Annotated in this window: 20 protein-coding genes, 1 tRNA gene and 1 pseudogene; 13 read left to right on the plus strand and 9 right to left on the minus strand. The window is 63.1% G+C overall.

The genetic code is table 11. The features are described 5' to 3' along the window. Positions 1-13 precede the first annotated feature (13 nt). The 9 genes and pseudogenes from nuoN (at position 14) to LB525_RS16955 (ending at position 10,641) form a co-directional block, all read left to right on the plus strand. The gene (gene nuoN, locus LB525_RS16915) at positions 14-1,450 is read left to right on the plus strand and encodes an NADH-quinone oxidoreductase subunit NuoN (RefSeq protein WP_224545460.1); all 1,437 of its coding nucleotides are present in this window, start codon (positions 14-16) and stop codon (positions 1,448-1,450) included. Positions 1,451-1,454: 4 nt separating this feature from the next. Further along, positions 1,455-2,276, plus strand: a complete 822-nt coding sequence (locus tag LB525_RS16920) for a biotin--[acetyl-CoA-carboxylase] ligase (protein ID WP_224545461.1) — start codon at positions 1,455-1,457, stop codon at positions 2,274-2,276. Positions 2,277-2,372: 96 nt separating this feature from the next. Continuing rightward, positions 2,373-4,050: pseudogene (locus LB525_RS16925) on the plus strand (ribonuclease J). Between the two features lie 127 nt (positions 4,051-4,177). Continuing rightward, a complete protein-coding gene (gene mce, locus LB525_RS16930; protein WP_224545462.1) occupies positions 4,178-4,582 on the plus strand; it encodes a methylmalonyl-CoA epimerase in 405 nt (134 codons plus the stop codon). Continuing rightward, the gene (locus LB525_RS16935) at positions 4,579-4,863 is read left to right on the plus strand and encodes a DUF1467 family protein (protein ID WP_095764873.1); all 285 of its coding nucleotides are present in this window, start codon (positions 4,579-4,581) and stop codon (positions 4,861-4,863) included. Before mce ends, LB525_RS16935 begins: the two co-directional genes overlap by 4 nt. A gap of 574 nt (positions 4,864-5,437) precedes the next feature. Then, positions 5,438-6,766: a proline--tRNA ligase gene (gene proS / locus LB525_RS16940; protein ID WP_224545463.1), complete on the plus strand. Its 1,329-nt coding sequence runs from the start codon at positions 5,438-5,440 to the stop codon at positions 6,764-6,766. Next, on the plus strand, positions 6,763-8,049 hold the full coding sequence (locus LB525_RS16945) for a lipoprotein-releasing ABC transporter permease subunit (protein ID WP_140839951.1): 1,287 nt from the start codon (positions 6,763-6,765) through the stop codon (positions 8,047-8,049). Before proS ends, LB525_RS16945 begins: the two co-directional genes overlap by 4 nt. After that, the gene (locus LB525_RS16950; protein ID WP_176476897.1) at positions 8,046-8,729 is read left to right on the plus strand and encodes an ABC transporter ATP-binding protein; all 684 of its coding nucleotides are present in this window, start codon (positions 8,046-8,048) and stop codon (positions 8,727-8,729) included. Before LB525_RS16945 ends, LB525_RS16950 begins: the two co-directional genes overlap by 4 nt. Before the next feature lie 661 nt (positions 8,730-9,390). Further along, positions 9,391-10,641, plus strand: a complete 1,251-nt coding sequence (locus tag LB525_RS16955) for a site-2 protease family protein (protein ID WP_224545464.1) — start codon at positions 9,391-9,393, stop codon at positions 10,639-10,641. 218 nt (positions 10,642-10,859) lie between these two features. On the opposite strand, the gene lipB is transcribed toward LB525_RS16955, so the two are convergent. Continuing rightward, the gene (gene lipB, locus LB525_RS16960) at positions 10,860-11,603 is read right to left on the minus strand and encodes a lipoyl(octanoyl) transferase LipB (protein ID WP_224545465.1); all 744 of its coding nucleotides are present in this window, start codon (positions 11,601-11,603) and stop codon (positions 10,860-10,862) included. A gap of 239 nt (positions 11,604-11,842) precedes the next feature. Between lipB and LB525_RS16965 the strand changes: the two genes are divergently transcribed. Both LB525_RS16965 and LB525_RS16970 read left to right on the plus strand, forming a co-directional pair. Then, positions 11,843-11,927, plus strand: a tRNA-Leu gene (locus LB525_RS16965). Between the two features lie 305 nt (positions 11,928-12,232). After that, positions 12,233-13,594: a HEPN domain-containing protein gene (locus tag LB525_RS16970; protein ID WP_224545466.1), complete on the plus strand. Its 1,362-nt coding sequence runs from the start codon at positions 12,233-12,235 to the stop codon at positions 13,592-13,594. A gap of 36 nt (positions 13,595-13,630) precedes the next feature. Here LB525_RS16970 and LB525_RS16975 read toward each other — a convergent pair whose 3' ends face one another. The 6 genes from LB525_RS16975 to LB525_RS17000 all read right to left on the minus strand — a co-directional run bounded on the left by LB525_RS16975 (position 13,631) and on the right by LB525_RS17000 (position 21,586). Next, positions 13,631-16,312 carry a phosphoenolpyruvate carboxylase gene (locus LB525_RS16975; protein WP_224545467.1) on the minus strand — a complete coding sequence of 894 codons (2,682 nt, stop codon included), beginning with the start codon at positions 16,310-16,312 and terminating at the stop codon, positions 13,631-13,633. A gap of 198 nt (positions 16,313-16,510) precedes the next feature. Beyond that, positions 16,511-17,410 carry a succinate--CoA ligase subunit alpha gene (gene sucD, locus LB525_RS16980; protein ID WP_095764879.1) on the minus strand — a complete coding sequence of 300 codons (900 nt, stop codon included), beginning with the start codon at positions 17,408-17,410 and terminating at the stop codon, positions 16,511-16,513. Between the two features lie 13 nt (positions 17,411-17,423). After that, positions 17,424-18,611, minus strand: a complete 1,188-nt coding sequence (locus LB525_RS16985; protein WP_224545537.1) for a malate--CoA ligase subunit beta — start codon at positions 18,609-18,611, stop codon at positions 17,424-17,426. A gap of 20 nt (positions 18,612-18,631) precedes the next feature. Then, the gene (locus LB525_RS16990; RefSeq protein WP_224545468.1) at positions 18,632-19,594 is read right to left on the minus strand and encodes an HpcH/HpaI aldolase/citrate lyase family protein; all 963 of its coding nucleotides are present in this window, start codon (positions 19,592-19,594) and stop codon (positions 18,632-18,634) included. An 8-nt stretch (positions 19,595-19,602) separates the two neighbouring features. Then, on the minus strand, positions 19,603-20,793 hold the full coding sequence (locus LB525_RS16995) for an aminotransferase class V-fold PLP-dependent enzyme (RefSeq protein ID WP_224545469.1): 1,191 nt from the start codon (positions 20,791-20,793) through the stop codon (positions 19,603-19,605). 121 nt (positions 20,794-20,914) lie between these two features. Beyond that, positions 20,915-21,586, minus strand: coding sequence for a response regulator transcription factor (locus tag LB525_RS17000; RefSeq protein ID WP_224545470.1), 672 nt, complete (start codon positions 21,584-21,586; stop codon positions 20,915-20,917). A 358-nt stretch (positions 21,587-21,944) separates the two neighbouring features. Between LB525_RS17000 and mgtE the strand changes: the two genes are divergently transcribed. Further along, complete coding sequence (gene mgtE / locus LB525_RS17005; RefSeq protein ID WP_224545471.1) at positions 21,945-23,363, plus strand: magnesium transporter; 1,419 nt, start codon at positions 21,945-21,947, stop codon at positions 23,361-23,363. A gap of 142 nt (positions 23,364-23,505) precedes the next feature. Then, positions 23,506-23,892: a MerR family transcriptional regulator gene (locus LB525_RS17010; protein WP_027168973.1), complete on the plus strand. Its 387-nt coding sequence runs from the start codon at positions 23,506-23,508 to the stop codon at positions 23,890-23,892. A gap of 337 nt (positions 23,893-24,229) precedes the next feature. Here the strand turns inward: LB525_RS17010 and LB525_RS17015 are convergent, their stop codons facing one another. Both LB525_RS17015 and LB525_RS17020 read right to left on the minus strand, forming a co-directional pair. After that, positions 24,230-24,709 (minus strand): methyltransferase family protein, encoded by a 480-nt coding sequence (locus LB525_RS17015; protein ID WP_224545472.1) that lies wholly within the window; start codon positions 24,707-24,709, stop codon positions 24,230-24,232. Continuing rightward, complete coding sequence (locus LB525_RS17020; protein ID WP_224545538.1) at positions 24,658-25,707, minus strand: heparan-alpha-glucosaminide N-acetyltransferase; 1,050 nt, start codon at positions 25,705-25,707, stop codon at positions 24,658-24,660. Before LB525_RS17020 ends, LB525_RS17015 begins: the two co-directional genes overlap by 52 nt. Positions 25,708-25,840: the final 133 nt, after the last annotated feature.

Below are 25,840 nucleotides of genomic sequence, written 5' to 3' on the forward strand. Positions count from 1 at the left end.
TGGGGAATAGACCATGACGCCGGACCTTCTCTCCAGCCTTTCGCTCTCGACGCCGGAACTGATCCTCGCCGTCGGTGCGCTCGTGCTCCTGATGATCGGGGCCTATTCGCGCTCCAACAGCACCATGACCGTGACCGGCCTGGCCGTCATCGTACTGGTGGTGACCGGGCTCTGGCTTGCCTTCTCCGGCGGGCAGGGCTCAGCCTATGGCGGCGCCTTCGTGCAGGATGCCTTCAGCGCCTTCATGAAGATGCTGGCGCTGATCGGATCGGCGGTGACGCTGGTCATGTCGATGCGCTTTGCGCGCCAGGAGCATTTCGACAAGTTCGAATTCCCGGTTCTGGTGCTGCTCTGCACGCTCGGCATGATGTTGATGATTTCGGCCAACGGCATGATCGGGCTTTATCTCGGGCTCGAGCTGCAGTCGCTGGCGATCTATGTGCTGGCGGCGATCAACCGCGACAATCTGCGCTCGACCGAAGCCGGTCTGAAATACTTCGTCCTCGGCGCGCTGTCGTCGGGCATGCTGCTCTACGGCATCAGCCTCGTTTACGGCTACACCGGCAATACCGGCTTCCAGGAAATCGCGACGGCTCTTGGCAGCGGCGAGCGCCAGCTCGGCCTCGTCTTCGGCCTGGTGTTCGTGCTGGCAGGCCTTGCCTTCAAGATCTCGGCCGTGCCGTTCCACATGTGGACGCCGGACGTCTATGAGGGCGCGCCGACGCCGATCACCGCGTTCCTGGCAGCCGCCCCGAAGATGGCGGCGATGGCGCTGATCGTGCGCGTCACCATGGGCGCCTTCAAGCCGATTGCCTCGGACTGGCAGCAGATCGTCGTCTTCATCTCGATCGCCTCGATGGCGCTTGGCGCTTTCGCGGCCATCGGCCAGACCAACATCAAGCGCCTGATGGCCTATTCCTCGATCGGCCATATGGGCTACGCGCTGGTCGGCCTTGCCGCCAACAGCCAGGCCGGCGTGCGCGGCGTCGCCATCTACATGCTGATCTATCTGGTGATGACGCTCGGCACTTTCGCCTTCATCCTCGCCATGCGGCGCAAGGAAGGCAATGTCGAGCAGATCAGCGATCTTTCCGGTCTCGCCTCGACCAATCCGATCATGGCCACCATCCTCACCGTCCTGATGTTCTCGCTGGCCGGCATTCCGCCGCTCGCCGGCTTCTGGGGGAAGTGGTACGTGTTCCTCGCCGCCATCAACGCGCATCTCTACGCGCTGGCGATCATCGGCGTGCTGGCCTCGGTGGTGGGCGCCTATTATTACCTGCGCATCATCAAGATCATGTGGTTCGACGAGCCGGTCGGCGGCTTCGTGCCGATGGCCAGCGAGCTGCGCCTCGTGCTCGGCGTCAGCGGCGCCTTCGTGCTGTTCTACGTGCTGATCGGCGGGCCGATCGGCAGCTATGCCGAAGCCGCCGCCAAGACCTTCTTCTGACGGGATGGCATTTCGGCTGGCTCCAACCGCGGCGTCGGAGGGGTTCCGGCTCGAGGCGCATGACAGCGTCGGCTCCACCAATGCGCTGGCGCTGGAACACGCGCGCGCCGGCGATCCCGGCAAGCTCTGGGTCGTTTCGAAGAAGCAGGAAAGCGGCCGCGGCCGCCGCGGCCGTGTCTGGGCAACGCCAGAAGGCAATCTCGCGGCGACGCTGCTTCTGGTTCCGGGCGGCGAGCTCCGGCTTGCCGCGACGCTCGGCTTTGTCGCCGGGCTGGCGCTGGCCGACGCGCTCGACGCCGTCGTGCCGAAGGGCCGGATCGCCGTCGCCGTCGACGGCGCGAGCCAGGGCCGCAACCGCTTCGAATTGAAATGGCCGAACGACGTGCTGGCGTCGGGCGCCAAGCTTGCTGGCATCCTGTTGGAATCGGCGATGCTCGATGGCGGCCGCTTTGCCGTCGCCATCGGTATCGGCGTCAATGTCGTGGCTTACCCTGAGGATTTGCCTTATCCGGCGACGTCGCTGCAGGCGCTGGGCGCGACTTGCGATGCCGAAACGCTGTTCCTGGCGCTTTCGGATGCCTGGAGCGAGAATGCCCGGCTATGGGATGACGGGCGCGGGCTCGATGCTATCAGAAAGCGCTGGCTTGCCCGCGCGGCAGGGCTCGGCGGCGAGGTTGCTGTCAGAATTGACGGCAATGTGGTGCGCGGCGTCTTCGAAACCATTGACGAGGACTGCCGTTTTGTGATCCGCGACGATGAGGGATCGGTTTTGACGATCGCGGCCGGCGACGTGCATTTCGGCGCGGTCGCCTCGGCCCGGATATAATTTTGTTTTTGTGCAATTCCGTACGGAAAGCGGTGACACGCTTTTCCCGGGTTTGCGCCAACGGCTTGGCCAAAGCGGCCAGGAAGGAAAGAATTGATGGCGAATAAGGAAAACGCCGAGCTCGTCTTCGCGCCGCTGGGCGGCGTCGGCGAGATCGGCATGAACTTCGCCCTTTACGGCTATGGGCCCGCCGATGCGCGCGAATGGATCATCGTCGATGTCGGCGTCACCTTTCCGGACTCGGCACATCCCGGCGTTGATCTCATCCTGCCCGATACGCGCTTCATCGAGGAGAATATCGACGGCCTGCGCGGCATCGTCATCACCCATGCGCATGAGGATCATTACGGGGCGCTGCTCGATATCTGGCCGAAGCTTAAAGTCCCGGTCTGGATGACGCCGTTCACCGCCGGCCTGCTCGAGGCCAAGCGACAGGGCGAGCAGGGCGCGCCGAAGATCCCGGCGTCGATCTACCGGGGCGGTGAGAAATTCACCATCGGACCTTTCGAGATCGAGGCCATTCCCGTGGCGCATTCGATTCCCGAGCCGATGTCGCTGGCGATCACCACGCCTGCCGGGATCGTCATCCACACCGGCGACTGGAAGATAGACCCGGCGCCGACGATCGGCCCGAAGACCGACGAGGCACGCTTCCGCGCCTATGGCGACAAGGGCGTGCTGGCGCTGATCTGCGATTCCACCAACGCGCTGAGGGAAGGGGAGTCGCCGTCGGAAGTCGCTGTCGGCGAAGGCCTCAAGGGTGTCATTGAGAGCGCGAAGGGGCGCGTCGCGGTCACGACCTTCTCCTCCAATGTCGGGCGTATCGTCTCGATCGCCAAGGCGGCGCGCGATGCCGGCCGGCAATGCCTCGTGCTCGGCCGATCGCTGAAGCGCGTTATCGATGTGGCGGGCGAGCTCGGCTACATGGAGGGGCTGCCGGAGTTCATCGCCGAGGAGGACTATGGCTATATCCCGCGCGAGAACCTGGTGATCATCTGCACCGGCAGCCAGGGCGAGCCGCTGGCGGCGCTGGCAAAGCTTTCACGCGACGAGATGAAGTCGGTGGCGCTGACGGCCGGCGACACGGTGGTGTTTTCCTCGCGCACCATTCCCGGCAACGAGAAGGGAATCCTCGAGATCAAGAACCGGCTGATCGATCTCGGCATGAAGATCATCGAGGACGGCGACGCGTTGGTGCATGTCTCCGGCCACCCGCGCCGCAGCGAATTGCGCAAGATGTATGAATGGGTGCGGCCGCAGATCGGCGTTCCCGTGCATGGCGAGGCGGCGCATCTGGTGGCGCAGGGCTCGCTGATGTCGATGTCGGGCATCTGCCAGGTGGCGCAGGTGCGCGACGGCGACATGCTGAGGCTCTGGCCAGGGCCGGCGACGATCATCGACCAGGTGCCGTTCGGGCGGCTTTACAAGGATGGCTCGCTGATCGGCACCGACCAGGCGATGGGCATACGCGACCGTCGCAAGCTTTCATTCGCCGGGCATGTCGCGGTCAATGTCGTGCTCGACGACAAATATGAGCTTGCCGGCGACCCCGACTTGGTGGCGATCGGCGTCGCCGAGGCGGATGCCCGCGGCGAGACGCTGGAGGACCTGATGCTCGATGCGGCAATCGGCGCGGTGGACTCCATTCCGCGTCAGCGCCGAAAAGACCTCGACCTGGTCCAGGAGGCGGTGCGCCGCGCAGTGCGCGGGGGGGGCCCCCGCCAACGAAGCCTGGGGCAAGAAGCCGCTGGTGACGGTGTTTGTTACGAGATGAGGGAGTAGGCAGTAGGGACTAGGCAGTAGGCAATAGGAAAGGCGATTGCTTTTTAGCTCGCCAAATTTGCTTCTTCCCTACTGCCTACTGCCTACTGCCTACTGCCTACTGCCTGAGGAAACCGCCGATGCTTGGACGCCTGAACCATGTCGCGCTTGCCGTGCCGGATCTGGCCGCGGCAATGGCCGCCTATCGGGATACGCTGGGCGCGCGGCTGAGCGAGCCGCAGGCGCTGCCGGAGCATGGTGTGAGCGTGGCGTTCATCGATGTCGGCAACACCAAGATCGAGTTGCTGGAGCCGCTGGGCGAGGCATCCCCTATCGCCGCGTTCCTCGAGAAGAACCCTTCGGGCGGCATGCATCACGTCTGCTATGAGGTCGACGATATCCTAGCCGCCCGCGATCATTTGAAGCAAAGCGGCGCGCGTGTGCTTGGCGACGGCAATCCGAAGATCGGCGCACATGGCAAGCCGGTGCTGTTCCTGCATCCCAAGGATTTCTTCGGCACGCTGGTCGAACTGGAGCAGGCATGAACTGGATCCTGTTCGCCGCGCTGTTCTTCGTCACCTGGTGGCTGGTGCTGTTCGTCGTTCTGCCGTTCAGCCTGCGCACCCAGGACGACGACCAGGATGTCACGCTTGGCACCGTTTCCAGCGCACCGCGCGGCCCGCACATGCTGCGCGCCTTCGCCCGCGCGACGATCGTGACGGTGGTCGTGATGGGCATTCTCTACGGCCTGACGATGGGCCTGGGATTCAGCTTCGACGATATCATGCGGATCATGCCGGACTTTAGTCCGAATGCCCATCACTGACGCTGAAGATACAGTCTCCGCAAGTATTAAGCAGCATACGCGCGCCAAGGTTGAATTCGGAAGCCGGCTTCCGAATTCGACGGCTAACCATGGCTGACGCTGTTTGGCAGATGATCGCGCTAAGCAGATGATTGCACAAAAAAAATGCAAGGCACAAGGCCTTGCAATTTAAACGCGTCCGATCCGTTTCCGGTGTCCGGCGGCAGCGAGTTACCGCGCCTAGATCGCATCCTCCCAAGACTTTGACCGCGTAGGAGAGCAGATTTTTCTCCGCCCTCTCGGTTATCGGCGCACACTAGACCAAGGCAGGTGAAAATGTCACGAAGAATTTTGCCTCGAAACAGGCAATATCGTGCTGCACTGCACAATAGTGCGGCAGGGCTTGCTTGTGAATCGATCAAATAGCCATTTGCGGCACTTTGCAGCCAAAATCGCCTTTTTGGTAAGGTGCAGAAGGCCCGATACTTTGGGGCACTCGGGTTTCCATTCGGCCATGAAATGGCTATGAAGCCCGGGCAAGCAGCCTCGGTTGCGCCGATTCCCAGCGCCGCCATTTTCACTCACGGACCAGTCCATGCGTTTGTCGCGCTATTTCCTGCCCATTCTCAAAGAAAATCCCCGCGAGGCCGAGATCGTCTCGCATCGGCTGATGCTGCGCGCAGGCATGATCCGCCAGCAGGGGCAGGGCAGCTTTTCGTGGCTACCGCTCGGCAAGCGCGTGCTGGACAAAGTCTGCCAGATCATCCGCGAGGAACAGAACCGCGCCGGCGCGCTGGAAATCTTGATGCCGACCATCCAGTCGGCGGATCTTTGGCGCGAAAGCGGCCGTTACAACGACTACGGCAAGGAGATGCTGCGCATCAAGGACCGCCAGGACCGCGACATGCTCTACGGGCCGACGAACGAAGAGATGGTCACCGAGATTTTTCGCGCCTATGTGAAGTCCTACAAGGACCTGCCGCTCAACCTCTACCACATTCAATGGAAGTTCCGCGACGAGGTGCGCCCTCGCTTCGGCGTCATGCGCAGCAGAGAGTTCCTGATGAAGGACGCCTATTCCTTCGACCTCGATTTCGAGGGCGCCAAGGCCGCCTACAACCGTATGTTCGTCTCCTACCTCAGGACCTTCACACGCATGGGCCTGCAGGCCATTCCAATGCGCGCCGACACCGGTCCGATCGGCGGCGACCTCAGCCATGAGTTCATCATCTTGGCCGAGACCGGTGAGAGCCAGGTATTCTGCGACCGCGCCTATCTCACCCTCGACGTGCCGGGCGCCGGCACCAACTTCTCCGACGACGCCGAGATCGGCGACATCGTGAAGAAGTGGACGACGCCTTATGCCGCCACCGACGAGATGCATGACGAGGCGGCCTGGGCGAACGTTCCGCCAAGCGAGCAGGTCTCGGCGCGCGGCATAGAGGTCGGCCACATCTTCCACTTCGGAGAGAAATACTCCAAGCCGATGAACGCCAAGGTGACCGGCCCCGACGGCAAGGACCATTACGCCTCGGGCGGCTCCTACGGCATCGGTCCATCGCGCTTGGTCGCGGCGATCATCGAGGCCAGCCATGACGAGAACGGCATCATCTGGCCGGAAGCGGTGGCGCCCTTCGATATCGGCCTGATCAACATGAAGGTCGGCGACGGCGAATGCGACCGCGTCTGCGCCGAGCTCTATGCGGCGCTTAACGCAGCCGGCAAGGACGTGCTTTATGACGACACCGACCAGCGTCCCGGCGGCAAGTTCGCCACCGCCGACCTGATCGGCCTGCCCTGGCAGGTGATCGTCGGTCCGCGCGGCGTGGCCGCGGGCGAGATCGAGATCAAGAACCGCAGGTCGGGCGAGCGCGAGACGCTGCCGGTCGGGGAAGCCAAGAAGCGCCTGGGTATCGCCTCATGAACGAGGCGGCGGCAGCGGCCAGGTCAGCGGCGGGCGCTTTCTCCGGCTTCGAGCGCATGGTGGCGTGGCGCTATCTGCGATCGCGCCGCAAGGAGACGGTGATCTCGGTCATCGCCTCGATCTCCTTTCTCGGCATCATGCTCGGCGTCGCGACGTTGATCGTCGTCATGGCCGTGATGAACGGTTTCCGCGCCGAGTTGCTGACCCGCATCCTCGGCGTCAACGGCCATCTCATCGTGCAGCCGCTCGATTCGCCGCTGGAGGACTACGCCCAGGTGGCGAGCCGCATCAACGGTGTTTCGGGCGTCAAATACGCCATCCCGCTGATCGACGGCCAGGTCCTGGCGCAAGGCAATGTCGGCGGCGGCACGGGCGCCCTGGTGCGCGGCATCCGCGGCGAGGACCTCGGCAAGATTTCGATCGTCGCCAGCAACATCAAGCAGGGCACGCTCGACGGTTTCGATACCGGCGACGGCGTGGCGATCGGCAAGCGCATGGCCGAAAGCCTCGGGCTGGTGCTCGGCGACACCATCACGCTGATCTCGCCGGACGGCGACGTGACGCCGCTCGGCACCACGCCGCGCATGAAGGGCTACAAGGTGGCGGCGATCTTCGAGGTCGGCATGTCGGAATATGACAGCTCGATCGTCTATATGCCGTTCTCGGAAGCGCAGCTCTATTTCAACATGGACGGGCGAGCCCAGACCATCGAGATCTATGTCGACAATCCCGACAATGTCGACGCGCTGAAGCCGCTGGTCGAGCAGGCGGCGCAGCGGCCGGTCGACCTCGTCGACTGGCGCCAGCGCAACGAGACCTTCTTCTCGGCGCTGCAGGTCGAGCGCAACGTCATGTTCATGATTCTCACGCTGATCGTGCTGGTGGCGGCGCTCAACATCATTTCCGGCCTCATCATGCTGGTGAAGGACAAGGGCCACGACATCGCCATCCTGCGCACCATGGGCGCCTCGCGCGGCGCGATCCTGCGCATCTTCCTGATGACTGGCGCGGCGATCGGCGTCACCGGCACGATCGCCGGCGTGCTGCTCGGCGTCGTCATCTGCCTCAACATCGAATCGATCCGCCAGTTCTTCTCCTGGATGACCGGCAGGATCCTGTTCAATCCCGAGCTCTATTTCCTCAGCCAGCTGCCGGCGAAGATGGATCCGCGCGAGACCACCTATGTCGTCATCATGGCGCTTGGCCTGTCGTTCCTCGCGACGGTGTTCCCGGCCTGGCGGGCCGCCCGGCTCGATCCCGTCGAAGCCTTGAGGTACGAATGATGGCCGAGGCCATTATCGAGTTGAAGGGCGTCGAGCGGCACTACGTCCAAGGGCCGCGCAAGCTCACCATTTTGAACGGCGCCGACTTTTCGCTCAGGCGCGGCGAGATGGTGGCGCTGGTGGCGCCGTCGGGCACCGGCAAGTCCACCCTTTTGCACACGGCGGGGCTATTGGAGCGGCCCGATGCGGGCGACGTGATCCTAGCCGGCCGTGCGTGCGGACGGCTGTCGGACGAGGAGCGCACCGCGATCCGCCGCAACGATGTCGGCTTCGTCTATCAATTCCATCATTTGCTGCCGGAGTTCTCCGCGCTCGAGAACATCATGATGCCGCAGCTGATCAAGGGGCTCGGCCGCAAGGAAGCATCCGAGCGGGCGGCGCAGCTCCTCGACTATATGCAGATCGGCAAGCGCGCGCAGCACCGGCCGGCCGAGCTTTCCGGCGGCGAGCAGCAGCGCGTAGCCATTGCCCGCGCGGTCGCCAACGCGCCACTGGTGCTCCTGGCAGACGAGCCGACCGGCAATCTCGATCCGGTCACCGCCTCCTATGTGTTCGATGCGCTGGAGGCGCTGGTCAGGCAATCGGGGCTCGCGGCGCTGATCGCCACCCACAACCACGAGCTGGCCTCGCGCATGGACCGGCGCGTGACGTTGGCCGAGGGTAAGGTCGTGCCGCTCTAGGCCAATGTCGTCATCCTAGGGCGAAGCTCCGCAAAGCGGAGCGAAGACCCTAGGATCCATTCCGTTACCTCTGCCGAAGAATGCGACGCCGCAGAGGGGGCAGAGGGGCTTTTAGAAGCCTTGTTCCGCACCGCAGCGAAGCATCAATCTCACGGAATGGATTCTAGGGTCTGCGCGCGTCGCTTCGCTCCTTGCTCCGCCCTAGAATGACGAAGCCATCGGCGTGTTGACTAATCGCAAACGGCTGCGGTGTGCCCGCGGAGCAAGGCCCTCAACCTTTCCTTAACCCTGCCCAAACAGACCGCGCGGTTTCGCTCCAGCGCGCCCGAGACGATCATTGACATTCGAACAAAATTAGAACAAATTACGAACATTCCAACAACGGAGAGAGTTATGTCTGATCTGGTTCAGGATGTTGTCTCGCTGGTTTGCATGAGCACCTTTCTCGTTTCCATGGCGATCTGGATCGGCGCCATGTGATCAGGCGGTTTCGCCGCCGTACGGGACGGGCAGGAGTCCGCCCATGTCGGGATGGGGGGAGATCCCGCCTTGAACGGGCAAGAGCCCATCCGCCTGGAACGGACAAGAGCCCGCCCGCTGTTAAGCCTTTCTTGGCCGCGTCGCCGCTAGGCTGCTCCTTCAAGATAGGGAGCCAAGGCAAGTGTCGGTCATCGTCACGGTCACGCTCGTGGCCGGCAATCTCGGACTGATCTTTCTTTTGATGACCGTGCCGCTCGGACTGCGCACGGTGACGGTCAGCCGCGTGATCAAGGCCGACCGCAATCGCCTTTGGCAGGCGCTGTGGCCGTTCGGCAGCGACGCCGGCTGGTCGGGCGAAATTCTTGCCGCCGAGCCCCTGGATAGCGAAGGGACGGCGCTGATCCGGCTCTCCTGGGAAGGACGGGACGGCCGGCCGATCGACCGCAAGGCGCGGCTCGAGGATGTGGTGGAGGGAAGCTGCTTCTCGATGACGGTCCTCGAGGATACGGCGCTCGATCCATCGTTCTGGGCGAACTATCGCGAGACCGTCGAACTCGTACAGGAAGGTGATGCCACGCGGGTGACGCTCAGCCAGACAGACCGGTATCGCGGCGTTGCGTTCCTGATCTTCCGTTTCTTCGCCATGCGCCGCGAATTGCGCAAGCTCGACGTCTGGGCGGCGACCGGCACCTATCGCAAGGGCGGCTGGTTCGAGCATCCGCTGAGCCAGGTCGGCTTCGCCGTGCTTTCGGCCCTGATCCTGTGGCCGTTCTTCGGTCTCAATATCGGTGGCTTCGCGCTGGCGGCGATCCTCACCTCGGTGGTCGCCCTGCACGAGCTTGGCCATATGGCCGCCTTTCGCCTGACGGGGCATCGCCGCGCGCGGATGATCTTCATTCCGCTGCTGGGCGGCATCGCCATCGGCGGCAGGCCCTATGACAGCCGCTTCGAGGTCGCCTTCGTGGCGCTTATGGGCGCCGGCTTCTCCGCCTTCCTGGTGCCGGTGCTGATCGCCGCCAGCGGCTTCACCAATGGCGAAGGACATCGGCTGGCCGCCATGCTTTTGGCCACGCTTGCCGGCTGCGCGTCGCTGTTCAACATCGCCAATCTGGTGCCGGTGTGGAAATTCGACGGCGGCCAAGTGCTGCGCCAGATCTGCCCGGGGCCGGCCGCACTTGCGCTGGCGTCCTTCCTGCTGCTCTCGGCGCTTCTGTCGCTCGGCTGGCGGGCTGGTTTCTCGCCGAGCTTCCTGCTGATCGCCGGCGCGGTGTTCGCGATGCTGAGCCTGATCACCATGGGCAGCGGCGTGAAACCGCGCCACGAATTAAAGCCGATCCGGCCTTTCGACCGGCTGGCCATGGCCGGCGCGCTGCTCGCCGTCTTTGCCATCCATGGCTACGGCATGCTGTGGGCATCGGCGCAGCTCATGTAGGGTGTGTCGACATTCAGGTGAGGCCGGTCTGCAAATGGCGGCTTCCTGCGCTTCCGGTGCTCACGTACCAAAGTACGCTCCGCTCCGGCCTTCGCCGGCCGAAGCCCTCATAAGTGTCTTTGCTCTATGAAGGCTACGGCCGGCGTAGGCCGGTTCTCGGAACCCGCCATTTTCGACTCGGCCTGACCTGAATCTCAACACACCCTAGGCGGAGCGGCTTAGCTAGCCTTGCGAGCAGGCTCAGCGACCGGAACGGCGGCAGGTCCGAACACATCCTCGAACGCAGCTTTCAGCGCGAGGTCGAGGTCGGCCATGGTGACGGGCAGCCCAAGATCGACGAGGCTGGTTACGCCATGGTCCGAGACGCCGCAGGGCACGATACCGCTGAAATGGCCGAGGTCCGGCTCGACATTGATGGCGATGCCGTGAAAGCTCACCCAGCGCCGCAGCCGGATGCCGATGGCCGCGATCTTGTCTTCGGCGGGCGTGCCGTCCGGCAGGGCGGGCCGGTCCGGCCGCACCACCCAGACGCCGACGCGGTCCTCGCGCCGCTCGCCGCGCACGTTGAAGGCGGCGAGCGTGGCGATGATCCATTGCTCGAGCGCCGCGACGAAGGCGCGCACATCCTCGCGCCTGCGCTTCAGGTCGAGCATCACATAGGCCACGCGCTGGCCGGGACCGTGATAGGTATATTCGCCGCCGCGGCCTGCGGCAAAGACCGGAAAGCGGTCGGCATCGATCAGGTCATCGATTCGCGCGCTGGTTCCGGCGGTGTAGAGCGGTGGATGCTCGACCAGCCAGACCATCTCGCCGGCAGCACCGCTGCGGATCGCCTCGGCGCGCGCCTCCATGAAAGCCAGCGCGTCCGGATAAGAGGTGAGGCCAGGTTCGATCACCCATTCCACAGGCGCCGAACCAGGCAGGGGAAGGAACGACGTGGCGATCTGGTTACGTTCTGTCATGGAACTTTCTCGATGCTCCTCTCATATGGCGGCAATCGGCCAAAACGTCCAGTTCCGCCAAGGTTAAGCCGCGCCGCGGAGGCTTGTGCCAGCCGCTTTGCCTGATGCACGTCGTCCTCCCAAAACCTCTGCGCACCTGTGGGCGATACGCATTCGCGAATATTCCGCTCGGCGCACTTGTTTCGCCGGAAACGATTTGCTACAGGCCCCGGGCCGGTCGGTTCCGGCTCCTACCACGTGCGGTCGTGGCGGAATTGGTAGACGCGCAGCGTTGAGGTCGCTGTGGGGCAACCCGTGGAAGTTCGAGTCTTCTCGACCGCACCAACATCCCTTCCAAGATGCTCTTTAGTGAAGGGTTAGATTAAGTCCTCGGGCTCCGATCAAACTTCGGGCGTAGGTGCGCAAATTTGTGTGCCGCCTCTGCTGCAGAGCTGATTCGCCCTGCAAGTTCCTCTCAGCTACGGCCTGTATTCGGAGCCGTAGCAACTCTTTGTCTCCTTAGCGTGTATAGATGTACCCCTCCGTATTCGGGACGTTAAGGACATAAGAGTGTTAGTTTCGTCAGTAGGGCTGCATATTTCCTGCGCTTTGCTGTGGTTGACGAACGACCGTTTTCAAGGGGGGGGTGAATGACGGCAATCGCGTTTGAGTTCCATCCATCTGCGGCAGCCTCGATCGAGGCACTGGCCTCAGAGGCCTTTTTGCTCGTCCGAGAAATTGAACTAGCTAGGAAGAAAAGCAAGGGAAGCGATTGGTGGAAACCGGATAACGTCATCACTATCACTGACGATGACATCATAGGTGAGCCGGTGATGTGGCTGCCACAACCGTCCGGTGATGATGCCTTGATCTTTATGCGGCACGATTCACGCTCTTTCGGGTTAACTCGGCCAGACTATGAGAAATTGGTCAAGCTGATCGATGCAATTCTTAAGGTTAAGTGGGCGCAGAAATCCGTCAGTTGGAAATTCGTAGAGCGAGCATTCATCGATTGGGTGCGTCATCGCTTTCAAACGCGCTCAGATGGTCCATTCTGTGGTTTCTTCCTAGAGAGGTGCTCAAAGGAAGTGGTGCCTTTGACGTCCACCGTGCCCATTCAGCATCTGGCCATTGAGGATGAGTTTGAATTTGGCCCTGCAAAAATAGTGCCGATGGGATCGAAATATTTCGATGCCTTAAGTGAGATCCTGATCCGGACTTCGCCCGACAACGAGAAGGATGTTATCTCTCTAATAACTAAGCTACGCAAAGTAATGGAAAACTGTTCGGCGATAGAACTTGAGATTTTAGCGGAACCCGGCTATGCCCAAGAGGCTGCTTTGCAGAAAGCTACCGATGCCGTTGGATTGCTGCGTTTTTTCTCTCTGGCGACCGTAGCTTCGACCATGATGTCTCCGGTTACGCTACTTAACGCAATCTCTGTTCCGAAGAGTCATGTTCTCACTCGCGGTGCAGATGGGGTTTTCGGGTATACGTCGAAGGTTGCTATCGACAGCGTTGAGTACTGGCGCATCAGCAAGCGCGACATTGTTGGATTTCAGGAGGAAAATCTAACCGTTGTCGGAAATTTCCTCGACCTCGAGAAGTTATCGGAATTTGGCCGCGCAATTCGCTCGAGCATACTGGCTTTCACACGTGCCGTTACGTTTCCGGAACTTTCTGACCGGTTGGTGTTCGCTTTCTCGGCGATCGAAGGGCTGATGTTGAGAAATGCAAGCGAGCCCATTCAGCAAAACGTAGCGGAGAGGGTGGCTTTCTTGACCGCCAAAGATCCTGGAAAACGACAGAAGATAGTTGAGAATTTTAAGACAGCATATAAGATGAGGTCTCAATATATACATCATAGATTGACAACAGTAGATGAATCTGAACTCGATAGAGTTTTCTATAATATTAGAACTGCGCTTGCTCAAGCTGTAGCCAATCTCGAAAGATTCAAAACGTGCGATGATTTTCTGGCGGCGATTGATAGAACCAAGTTCGGCGCATGACGATTGCCGACCGCTTAGTGGTCCATTGAACTCGCCCTATCCCGTCCACCCCAGACCGGCCGAGATGCAGTTGATCGAGACGAGCAGGGCGTCGGTCGCCCGCCTTTGATCTGCGCCTGTGCCTGCCCGAACTTCGCGCAGCAGATTGACCTGCAGCCGGTGGATATCGTGCATCTGCCGGCGCAGATTGTCGAAACGCCTTTTGAACATCGGAAAGCGCGCGGAAAGGTCGCCTCCAGTAAGGTCGCCGATCAGGCGTCGCGTCAGCTCGTATTCGGCGGCGATGCGGGCGTGGATTCTTGCCGCCGCATCGCTGTCGGACACCAGGTCGGCATAGAGCCGTGCGATCTCCATGTCGGACTGGTAGAGCGTCTTTTCGGCCTCGTCGACGATCAGACGGAAAAAGCGCGAGTGCTCGAACATGCGGGTCAGAAGCTCGCGCCCGGCCTCGCCACGCACCGCGACGAAGGAGTTCAACGCGCTGCCGATGCCGTACCAGCCGGTCAAGAGATGTCGGTTCTGGCTCCAGGCGAACACCCAGGGAATGGCGCGCAGGTCGGCAATGCCGCTGGCGCCGAAACGGCGATCCGGCCGTGAGCCCATTTTCAAGAGCGCCAGCTCGGCAACCGGGCTCGCCTGGTTGAAATAGTCAAGGAAGCCCGGCTCGGCCATCAATCCGGCGTAGGATGCCTGCGACATACCCGCCAGCGCTTCCAGCGCTTCGTCGAACTCCGGCGTCTCCTTAGGCTTATCACCGCCTGTGGATCGGACACCGTGCGCCAGCACGGCGGCGGCGAGAACCTCGAGCTGGTTGAGGCCAGTGCCGCGATTGGCAAATTTCGACGAAACGACCTCGCCCTGTTCGGTCACCCGCATGGTCCCGGCGACGGTGCCCTGCGGCTGCGCCGCGATCGCGCGGCCGGTCGGCGCGCCGCCCCGGCTGACGGAGCCGCCGCGGCCGTGAAAGAAACCGATCCTGACCTTGTGCTTGCGGCCGATGGCGGCGAGGCGCTTCTGCGCCTTTGCCAGTTCCCAATTCGAAGCGAGGAATCCGCCATCCTTGTTGGAGTCCGAATAGCCAAGCATGATTTCCTGGCGCGCGCCGAAATCGCGCACCGTCCGCCGCACCAGCGAGACGCCGAGCAGTTCGTTCAGGATGGCAGGGGCTGCCTGCAGATCGGCGATGGTCTCAAACAACGGCACGATCCGCAGCCTGATCGTGCCGTCGCCGCCGGGCGCGGTGGAGAGCCCGCAATATTGCGCCAGCAGATAGACCGCGAGCAGGTCGTCGGCCGAGCGGGTCATGCTGAGCACGAAAGAGCCGACCGCATCGGCATCGGAGCCCGAGATCTGCTTGGCGATAACCGAGAATGTCGAAAGCAGCTCGGCAGCTTCTTGCGAGAGCCGGCTTGCCTCGATCTGCAGCCGCTCGCCCTGGCTGAGCGCCCCGCGGATGCGCGCCGACCATTGCGGCGTGCCGGAGGCGACGGGATCGGCCGGATCTGTCAGCGCGAACAGCTCGGCCAGCACCCGGTTGACGACTGTGGAGTTCTGCCGGATGTCGAGCGAGACCGTGCGGAAGCCAAAGCTTCCGACCTGCCAAACGAGCGGCTGGATGAAACGCCTGGCGACCGCGCGGCCGCCGATCGCTTCGAGGGCTGAAGAGAGGGCGTTGAGATCGGCGCGAAACGCCTCCGCCGAGGGGTAGGCCGCCTTGCCGCCGTCACGCGTGGCGACCAGCCGGGCCAGCAGGGCCGAAGCGAACTGGCGCAGCGGTTCGTCAGGGTTGCGGGCGGCTATCTCTTGTGCCTCTCCACTCTTATCCAGCGCTGTCTGCAGCACCGGCCTGAAGCCGGCCGGCAGGTCGATGACGTTCGAACTGGCGCTGAGCACCGTCACCAGCCGCTGCACCTGCGCCAGATACCAGCCTATGGCGGTGTTGCGGTATTCGGCCATGGCATGTGCCGTGACCGCAGCCGTCACGTTCGGATTACCGTCGCGGTCGCCACCGATCCAGGAGGCATAGCGCATAAAGGAAGGAATTCGGATCGGCTCGCCCGGATAGTGGCGCTCGCAGGCGCTCTGAAGCTTGCCATAGAGCTGTGGCGTTGCCTCGAAGATGACTTCGCGGAAGAAATGCAGTCCCCAGGCGATCTCGCGCTCGACCGTCGGCCGCTCCAGCCGCAACTCGCCGGTCATCCACAAAAGCTCGATCTCGCTTTCCAAGTCGGCGACCAGGAGATCGCGCTCGCGCGGCGCCCAGCGCGGCTGGTCGAGCTCGGTCAGCTTGCGATAGATGCGGCGGTGGATCTCCAGCACCGTGACGCGTTTGGCCTCCGTCGGATGCGCGGTCATGGTTGGGCCGACGCAAAGTTCGTCGAGCATCGCCTGGACATCGTCCGCCGAGTGGCCGCTCGCCGCCATCTCGGCAATCACGCTGGCGAAGGAGCCAGGCACTTCGTCGGCGCCCGCGCCTTGCTCGAGCTCGCGCCGCGCCCGCATGGCAAGCAGCTCGTCGGCAATCGTCAGCAACTGGAACCACACGCCGCTCGCCTGGAGCGCCGGGATGCGCTGCTCGGGAGCCAGCGAGACGAGCGACCTGCGGCCGCTCAGGACCGCGGCGATCTCGGGCTCGCGCGCGCTTGCGACCTGAAGCAGCAGGCGCAACAGCAGGCTGCGCTCGTCCTCACGAAACTTGATGGGTTTGCTCTGTTCCAAAGCCGCTTTCCCAATCGTCAGCCGATTTGCCGCTGCGCTGCTAAGCAGTTGTTTTCAGGCAATCCCGGACCGGCCGCAGCGCACGTTTCCTGAAATTGCTCTTCATAGGGCAGCGCCGAGCGCACGGGCCGACGACCGTCAAGGAGGCCGGCCCGAAACAGGCTTCACATCCTGTCGCGATTCTCGCCTGGTCTGCCGTCAAGCAGCCTTCTTCGTCCGCGCCAGCGTATCGGCCACCACCTCGCCGAAGGAGGCGGGGGTCGGCACGATCACGACGCCCGCTTCCTTGAGGATCTCGACCTTTTCCTGCGCCGACTCGCCGAAGGCGGAGATGATCGCGCCAGCATGGCCCATGCGGCGGCCCTTCGGGGCTGAGAGGCCGGCGATATAGGCGATCAGCGGCTTCCTCATATTGTCGCGCGCCCAGATCGCGGCTTCGGCTTCCTGCGGGCCGCCGATCTCGCCGATCATCACCACGGCGTCGGTGTCGTCGTCGCGCTCGAAGAGCTGCAGGATGTCCTTGAAGGACGAGCCGTTGATCGGATCGCCGCCGATGCCGACGCTGGTCGACACGCCGATGCCCAGCGCCTTCATCTGCGAGGCCGCCTCGTAGCCCAGCGTGCCGGAACGGCCGACGATGCCGACGCGTCCCGGCAGATAGATGCTGCCCGGCATGATGCCCATCAACGCCTGTCCGGGCGTGATGACGCCGGCGCAGTTCGGTCCGACGAGGCGCATGCGATCCTCGAAGCGGTAGCGGCGCATGTAGCGCTTGACCTGCATCATGTCCTGCGAGGGGATGCCGTCGGTGATGCAGACGCAAAGCTTGATGCCGGCGTCGGCCGCTTCCATGATCGAATCGGCGGCGAAGGGCGGCGGCACGAAGACGATGCTCGCCTCGGCGCGGGTCTCGCGCACGGCGCCCTTGACAGTGTTGAAGACGGGCAGGCCGAGATGCGTCTGGCCGCCCTTGCCGGGGGTGACGCCGCCGACCAGCTTGGTGCCGTAGCGCTTCATGTCGTCGGCGTGGAAGCTGCCGATCTTGCCGGTGAAACCTTGCACGATGACGCGCGTGCTGCGGTTGAGCAGGATTGCCATTTCTCGACCTCCCTCAGGCTGCTTTTTTGTTCTTGGCGGCTTCGCGCCAGGCGGCGACGGCCTTTTCGGCGGCTTCGGCCAGCGTGTCGGCGACGATCACCTTCTCGCCGGAATCGGCCAGGATCTTGCGTCCTTCCTCGACCTTGGTGCCGGATAGGCGCACCACCAGAGGGACGTCGACGCCGACCTCGCGGATCGCCTTGATGACGCCTTCGGCCACCCAATCGCAGCGGTTGATGCCGGCGAAGATGTTGACCAGGATTGTCTCGACATTCTTGTCGCCGAGCACCGCGCGGAAGGACTTTGCTACCCGCTCCGGTGAGGCACCGCCGCCGATGTCGAGGAAGTTGGCCGGCTCGCCGCCGGCGATCTTGATCATGTCCATCGTCGCCATGGCGAGGCCAGCGCCGTTGATGATGCAGCCGATATTGCCTTCGAGCCCGACATAGGAGAGGCCGCGGTCGCTGGCGAAAGTCTCGCGCGGATCTTCCTGGCTCTTGTCGCGCAGCTCGGAAATTTCCGGGCGGCGAAACAGCGCGTTCTCGTCGAACGACATCTTGGCGTCGAGCGCGACCAGGCTGCCGTCGCGCGTCACCACCAGCGGATTGATTTCCAGCATCGAGGCGTCGTAGTCGCGGAACACCTGGTAGCAGCCGAGGATGGTTTCGGTCGCCTTGCCGATCAGGTTGCTTTCGAGGCCTAGTCCGAAGGCGATTTCGCGCCCCTGGAAGCCTTGCATGCCGACGCCCGGATCGACGGTGGCGCGGATGATGGAGTCCGGCTTCTTTTCGGAGATGTCCTCGATCTCCATGCCGCCGGCGGCCGACGCCACGATCATGACGCGCTCTTCCTTGCGGTCGAGGACGAAGCCGAGATAGAGTTCCTGCGCGATGTCGACGGCCTCCTCGAGATAGAGGCGCGAGATCAGCTTGCCGCGCGGGCCGGTCTGCTGGGTCACCAGCTTGCGCCCGAGCATGGCTTCTGCCGCGTTGGAGATCTCCTCGTCGTTCGAGCAGAGTTTTATCCCGCCGGCCTTGCCGCGCGCGCCGGAATGGACTTGCGCCTTCAGCACCCATTTGGCGCCGCCGATCTCCCGGGCACGGTAGGTCGCCTGTTCGGGGCTGTAGGCGAGGCCGCCGCGCGGCACATGCACGCCGTGGCGGGCAAGCAGTTCCTTGGCCTGGTATTCGTGGATGTCCATCATGTCCTCCCAGTAATTTTTTAGTGCGCCGCGCTATGCGCCTGGCCGGCGCGCTCGATCGCCTCGCTCACCACCAGCACGTTGCGCGCCATGCGCTCCGACGCCGCGTCGATCATCTTGCCGTCGAGCGCCGCCGCGCCTTTGCCGAGCGCCTCGGCCTCCTTCAGCACTTCGAGGATACGCCTGGCCCGCGTGACTTCTTTCTCCGGCGGCGAGAACACATCGTTGGCCAGGGCGATCTGCGAAGGGTGGATCGCCCATTTGCCTTCGATGCCGAGCGCCGCGGCACGCCTGGCGGCCGCCTTGTAGCCTTCCGGGTCGGAGAAATCGCCGAACGGCCCGTCAATGGCGCGCAGGCCATAGGCACGGCATGCGACCGTCATGCGCGACAGGGCGAAATGCCACTGGTCGCCGGGATAATCGGGATTGAGGCCGCCGATGTTGACGGTGCGCGCCTTGTTGGACGCGGCATAATCGGCGACGCCGAAATGCATGGCTTCCAGCCGGCCCGGCGTGGCGGCGATCGCCTCGACATTGGCCATGCCAAGCGCCGTCTCGATCAATGCCTCGAGGCCGACACGGGTCTTGAAACCCTTGGCAATCTCGATCTGATTGACCATGGCCTCGACCATATAGAGGTCGGCCGGCACGCCGACCTTCGGCACCAGGATCGTGTCCAGCCGGTCGCCGGCCTGCTCCATGACGTCGACGACGTCGCGGTACATGTAATGCGTGTCGAGGCCGTTGATGCGCACCGAGACGGTCTTGCCCTTGGCGCGCCAGTCGATGTCGTTCAGCGCCTGGATGATGTTCTTGCGCGCGCGCTCCTTGTCGGGCGGCGCCACCGCATCCTCGATGTCGAGGAAGACGAAGTCGGCGGCGCTGTTGGCCGCCTTGTCGATCATCTCCGGGCTGGAGCCCGGCACCGCGAGCTCGCTGCGCTGCAGCCTCAGCTTCTTCAGATGGTTGATGGTGTGGCTCATGGTACCCCTCACGCCGCTCTGGCGACCGGCACGTCGGCCGTGCGGCGGAAATGCTCGATCGCCGCCGCCACGCCCGAGCCGGGCGCCAGGCGCACGCCGCAATCGAGCAGCGCCATTTCGGCGGCCGACAGCGAGGCGCAGACCATAACCTCGTTCAGCCAGCCAAGATGACCGATGCGGAAGACTTTTCCGAACACCTTGTTCAAGCCGCCGCCGAGGGAGGTGTTGTATTGCTGGTAGGCGCGCTTGACGACATTGGCGCTGTCGATGCCTTCCGGCACCAGGATGGCGCTGACCGTGTCGGAGTGCCATTGCGGTGTCTTGGCGCAGAGCTTCAGGCCCCAGGCGTCGACGGCCTTGCGCACGCCCTCGGCCAGGCGATGGTGGCGGGCGAAGATGTTCTCCAACCCTTCCTCGGCAATAAGGTCGAGCGAAGCGCGCAGGCCGCGCAGCAACTGGGTGGCCGGCGTATAGGGGAAATAGCCCGCGTCATTGGCGCGGATCATGTCCTCGAAGGAAAAGTAGCAATGCCGGTGTGTCGCCACTCGCGAAGCGGCAAGCGCCTTCTTGCTGACCGACAGGAAGCCGAGGCCGGCCGGCAGCATGAAGCCTTTCTGCGAACCGCTGACAGCGCAGTCGACGCCCCATTCCTCCTGGCGGAAGTCGATCGAGCCGATCGAGGAAACGCCGTCGACGAAGAGAAGGGCAGGATGGTTCGCCGCGTCGAGCGCGGCGCGGCAGCCGGCGACGTCGCTGGTGACGCCGGTCGCGGTCTCGTTCTGGGTGCAGAAGACAGCCTTGATGCGGTGCGCCTTGTCGGCCCGAAGCTTCTCGACATAGAGCTCGAGCGGGACGCCAGTGCCCCATTCGCAATCGATGACATCGACATCGAAGCCGAGCCGCTCGGCCATGTCGACCCATAGATGGGAGAATTGGCCGAAGCGCGACATCAACACCCTGTCGCCGGGGCTGAGCACATTGGTCATCGCCGCTTCCCAGGCGCCGGTGCCCGAGGAGGGGTAGATGAAGACGCGGCCGGTCTCGTTCTTGAAGACCTTTTTGATGTCCTCGAACAGCGGTAGCGTCAGGTTGGGGAAGGAGGAGGCGCGCATATCCTCCATCGGCAGGTTCATGGCTTGCCGGACCTGTTCCGGAATGTTGGTGGGTCCTGGGATAAAGAGATGGGTAAACCCAGCCATGCGCGAAACTCCTCCGATCGTTGGGATATTGGAGGCAGTTTCGTTTCGATGAGGCCTTGCAACAACACCTTCCCGGGTAAGTTGTTGGCCCTTGCGGGTGGGATGATCCTACCCGGTTGGCCTACCCTATAGGTGATTTGGAGGTGCGGCGTTTCTCGCTCGAATAGAGCGCGACGGCCATGGCGCGGTTGCGGACGTCCAGCTTGTCGTAGAGGTTCTTCAGGTGATACTTCACCGTGTTCTCGGAAATCCCGGTCCGCGTCGCGATCTGCAAATTGGTCCAGCCGTCGGAAAGCACCGCCAGCAACTCGCGCTCGCGCACGGTGAGCCTGGACAACGGCGTGTCGTTGACCTTGTTGATGTCGATATAGGGAATACAGATACGCCCGTGGGCGACCGCCAGGATCGTCTCGAAGATCACCGGCGGATCGTCGAACTGGAAGCAGTAGCCTTGAGCGCCCAGGCGCACGCATTGCTTCAGGATGCCGATGTCGTGGTCGTTGGAGAAGATCGCGATGCGCACGCCAAGCTCGCGGCTCTGGACTTCCGTAAGCACATCGGCGCCGTCCATGTCGGCCAGCTTCCAGCCGACGACGGCGACATCGAATTGCGTGGCGGCGGCCAGTTCCAGGAATTGCGCGCCGCTGTGCACGACACCGAGCAAATCGAAGCGGCCGTCGCATTCCAGCATCTCGCGCAGCGCCGAAACGACGAATGGATTGCGTTCGGCGACGACCACGCGAACGCGCCGCTCGGCATTGCCCTCGTTCGTTTTTGCGGACTTGATGTTCAAGGCCAGCGTTTTTCCCCGGACCGATTGGCGATGCGCTGATCCCGCTGGATCATGCATCATGACAATTCTGCCTCAATGGGGAAGGGGTGCTCTTTCCCCAGCGACATGCGCTGTCGCGCCGGCTGAAGCCATTGCCACACCTGCGGGCCGCGCTCCACGCCGCTTCCGGGAGGTGGCGAGGCGACGGCGACCGTCACATTTCCTTGGCTATTCCACGCGCTAGAGCGACATCTTTCCAAGACGAATCCTATTGCCGCGCTATCTGCCGCACAGGGTTTGGATTTTCCGAAAAGCGGTTTCCCCTTTTCGGGATCATGCACTAGACCTCGTTTGGGATTCCTCGTTGCGGGAGGCGCTGGTGGAAGGCCAGGACAGACAGACGACCGGCGCCGCGCCCGCCGAGGAGCGCCACGCCGACATCTATGGCGAGGACGGCGCGGTGCGCGCCTCCTTCCTTGCCCAGATCGGCGCGGCGATCGCCGACCGCGACACGATCACCCTCAAGCGCGAGGTCGACGACCTGCACCAGTCGGAGCTCGGCGACGTGCTGGAGGCGCTTCATCCCGAACAGCGCCGTGCGCTCGTGGAGTTGCTCGGTTCCGATTTCGACTTCTCCGCGCTGACCGAAGTCGATGAAGCGATCCGCCTCGACATCGTCGACAATCTGCCCAATGCGCAGATCGCGCAGGCGGTGCAGGAGCTCGATTCCGACGACGCCGTCTACATCCTCGAGGACCTCGAGAAGGAAGACCAGGACGAGATCCTGTCGCGGCTGCCTTTCACCGAACGCATCAGGCTCAGGCGCGCGCTCGACTATCCGGAAGAGACCGCCGGCCGGCGCATGCAGACCGAGTTTGTCGCCGTGCCGCCGTTCTGGACGATCGGCCAGACCATCGACTACATGCGCGAGGACAAGAACCTGCCCGAGCGCTTCAGCCAGATCTTCGTCATCGACCCGAGCTTCAAGCTGCTCGGCGCCATCGATCTCGACCAGATCCTGCGCAACAAGCGGGCGGTCAAGGTCGAGGACGTCATGCATGAGACACTGCATGCGATCTCGGCCACCATGGACCAGGAAGAGGCGGCACGCGAGTTCGAGCAGTACAATTTGCTCTCCGCCGCCGTGGTCGACGAGAACGGGCGGCTGGTCGGTGTGCTGACCATCGACGACGTGGTCGACGTCATCCAGGAAGAGGCGGAAGAGGACCTTTTGCGCATGGGCGGGGTCGGCGACGAGGAACTGTCCGACACGGTGCTCGCCACCTCGCGCTCGCGCGTGCCCTGGCTGCTGGTCAATCTTGTGACCGCCTTCCTCGCGGCTTCGGTCATCGGCCTGTTCGACCGCACCATCGAGCATGTGGTGGCGCTGGCGGTGCTGATGCCGATCGTCGCCGGCATGGGCGGCAATGCCGGCTCGCAGACCATGACCGTCACCGTGCGCGCGCTGGCGACCAGGGACCTCGATATCTATAACGCCGCCCGCATCATCCGCCGCGAGGTCGGTGTCGGTTTCATCAACGGTGTGGTGTTTGCCGTGCTTATCGGCATGGTCGCCGGTTTCTGGTTCCGCGATCCCAATCTGGGCGGCATCATCGCGGCGGCGATGATCATCAACATGTTCGCGGCCGCCTTGGCAGGGATTCTCATCCCCCTGCTGCTTGACCGTTTCAAGATCGACCCGGCCGTGGCCTCCGCCGTCTTCGTCACCACCGTCACCGACGTCGTCGGCTTCTTTGCTTTCCTTGGCTTGGCTACCTGGTGGTTCAGCATTCGCTAAAGCAAGAGGCGCCGTTAATTGACTTTTACGTAAATGCCGTGCGAGGGTTGCCGCGGGGTTACGTGCCGATTCCGGCGCTGGATGGGTATCATCGGAGGGAAGGGCGACGCTTCAAGCGCGATGCCCGGGCTTGGGAGCGGGAATGCGGGAATATTACACGATCACCGAGCTGACGCGCGAGTTCGACGTGTCGACGCGAACATTGCGTTTTTACGAGGACGAGGGGCTGGTGCAGCCGGTAAGGCGCGGCCGCACGCGGCTGTTTCGGCCGTCGGACCGGCATCTCATCCGCCAGATCATGCGGGGGAAAAGGCTCGGCTTCTCGATCAACGAGATCCGCGAGATCATTCAGATGTACAAGGAGCCGCCCGGCGAGGTCGGCCAGCTCAAGCTGATGATCAAGCGCATCGAGGAGAAGCGCGAGGACCTGCGCCAGAAGCGGCGCGACCTGGAAGAGACGCTGGCCGAGTTGGACCAGGCCGAAGAGTCCTGCGTGGAGCGGCTGGCCGAGCTGGGCGTGAATACCTGATGGCACCTGTCATAGCGGACCTTGGTGATTAGCCGAAGCGTTCCGAACCTTCGTCATCCTTGGGCGTAGCGACGCGAAGCGGAGCGAAGACCCGAGGATCCATTCCGTTACCTTCGCCGAAGGGCGAAAACGGTGCAGAACGTAGGCTCTCTGCACCGTTGCAACGCGTATAGGTAACGGCATGGATTCCAGGGTCTGCGCGCGTCGCTTCGCTCCTTGCTCCGCCCTGGAATGACGAAGTTGCGGATGCTCCTGCCAAATCGCCGAGGTGCGCGGTTGCTGATCGCCTAGGTGTGCAGTCTGATCGCACCAGGCAGCCGTCATTGCGGAAGCAACCTCAAATCCAGCGCCGCACCCGCTTGGCATAATCGCGGTATTTCTTGCCGAACTTCTCCGCCAGGATCTTTTCTTCCTTCTCGATCGCCAGTTTCTGCGTCGCGAAGGCGGCGAGGAAGGCAAAGAGCAGGAACCAGGCGATGCCGGTGATGAAGGCGACGCCGATCAGCAGCAGCGTGTTGGCGAGATACATCGGATTGCGGGTGATGCCGAAGGGGCCCGACGTCACCAGATGATCGGGCTCGGCGTTGGGGTCGAATGTCGTCTTGGCCCGCATCATGACACGGATGGCCGTGACCCAGAGCATGGCGACGCCGAACAGCGCCACCCAGCCGACGCCGAACAGGAGATCGCCGAGAATGTCGCCGATCCAGGGCAGTGGGTAGAGCATGCCGAGGACGATGCTCGCCGCAATCGCCGCGACATAGATCACCGGCGGCCAGGGAATGATCCCGTGTCTGGGCTTTGCGATGCCCGACATTGCTGTCCTCCCTCCATCTTGTCCTCGGTCGCGGCGGTGCAGGTTTCCGCCAGGTCGGCCAGATGCGATTTCCAGACGCTGGACTGATCGTTGGCATAGAGCTTGTCGAGAGACCCTTCGCCCTTCAGCGTGTCCAGCATGCAGCCACAATAGCTCGTACAGAACTTGCTGTCGCGCTGCTGTTCGCACTGCGCCTGGCAAGCCGGCAGGAAGCCGGCCTCCCTGTCCTGAGGGGCGGCGGGCATGACCTGCGAGAACAGCCACACCGAGCCGAACAGAAGCGGCTGGTGGATGAGGTAGAAGGCGAGGCTGTGCCGGCCGATGAAGGTCAGCGGCTTCGACCAGTGGCCGGGAACCCATGTCCCCAGACGGGCGAGCAGGCCAGTGGCGGAAGCGAGCTTCACCGTGGCGATGCCGGCAAGCACGGGGCCAAACCACGGGAAAAGGGGCACATAGTCATTGGAACGCGGGTTGGTGGCGGAAAGCCCCACCCACCACAGCGCCGGATGGTCGAAGAACTCCGACCGCAGATAATAGGGGGCTGCAATCACCGCCGCGGCAATGATCGCCGTCAGCAGCCAGGGCAGCCTGAGAAAGGCGAGGCCGAGCAGGCTCGCCAGCGCGATCTGATGGAGGATGCCGAAGAAGATGAACCCGTCGGGCGTGACGATGTAGGTGACGGCCGAGATGGCGGCCGCTGCGACGGCGACCATGGCAAAGCGCTTCCAGAAGCCTGGCCAACGGATCTGACGGCCGTGGGCGAGGAAGAGGCTGACGCCGACCAGAAACAGGAAAGTCGAGGCAATGCAGCGCGCGTAGAATTTCCACCAGCCGAAGGCGGTGAGGGCGGGCGCGGTGTAGCCGAAGTTTTCGAGGTCCCAGGTGAAGTGGTAGCTCGCCATCGCGATCAGCGCGATGCCGCGCAGGATGTCGATGGCCTGGATGCGGCCGTGCTTTGGCGCGTCCTGAACAAGGCCGCTCGTCGTTTGAAGGCTCATCATCTCGATCCGATTCAGTCCTGCCAAACGACCTATCACGGTTCAAGTGGGCGACAGAAGCAGGCGGCCATCAATGCGGTTCATGGCAGCCATGAAATTTCGCCTTAGGCCAGAGCTGGAAAGCCTTTGGCAG

Origin of the sequence: Mesorhizobium sp. CA16 (assembly GCF_020165175.1) — a bacterium.
GTDB lineage: Bacteria > Pseudomonadota > Alphaproteobacteria > Rhizobiales > Rhizobiaceae > Mesorhizobium.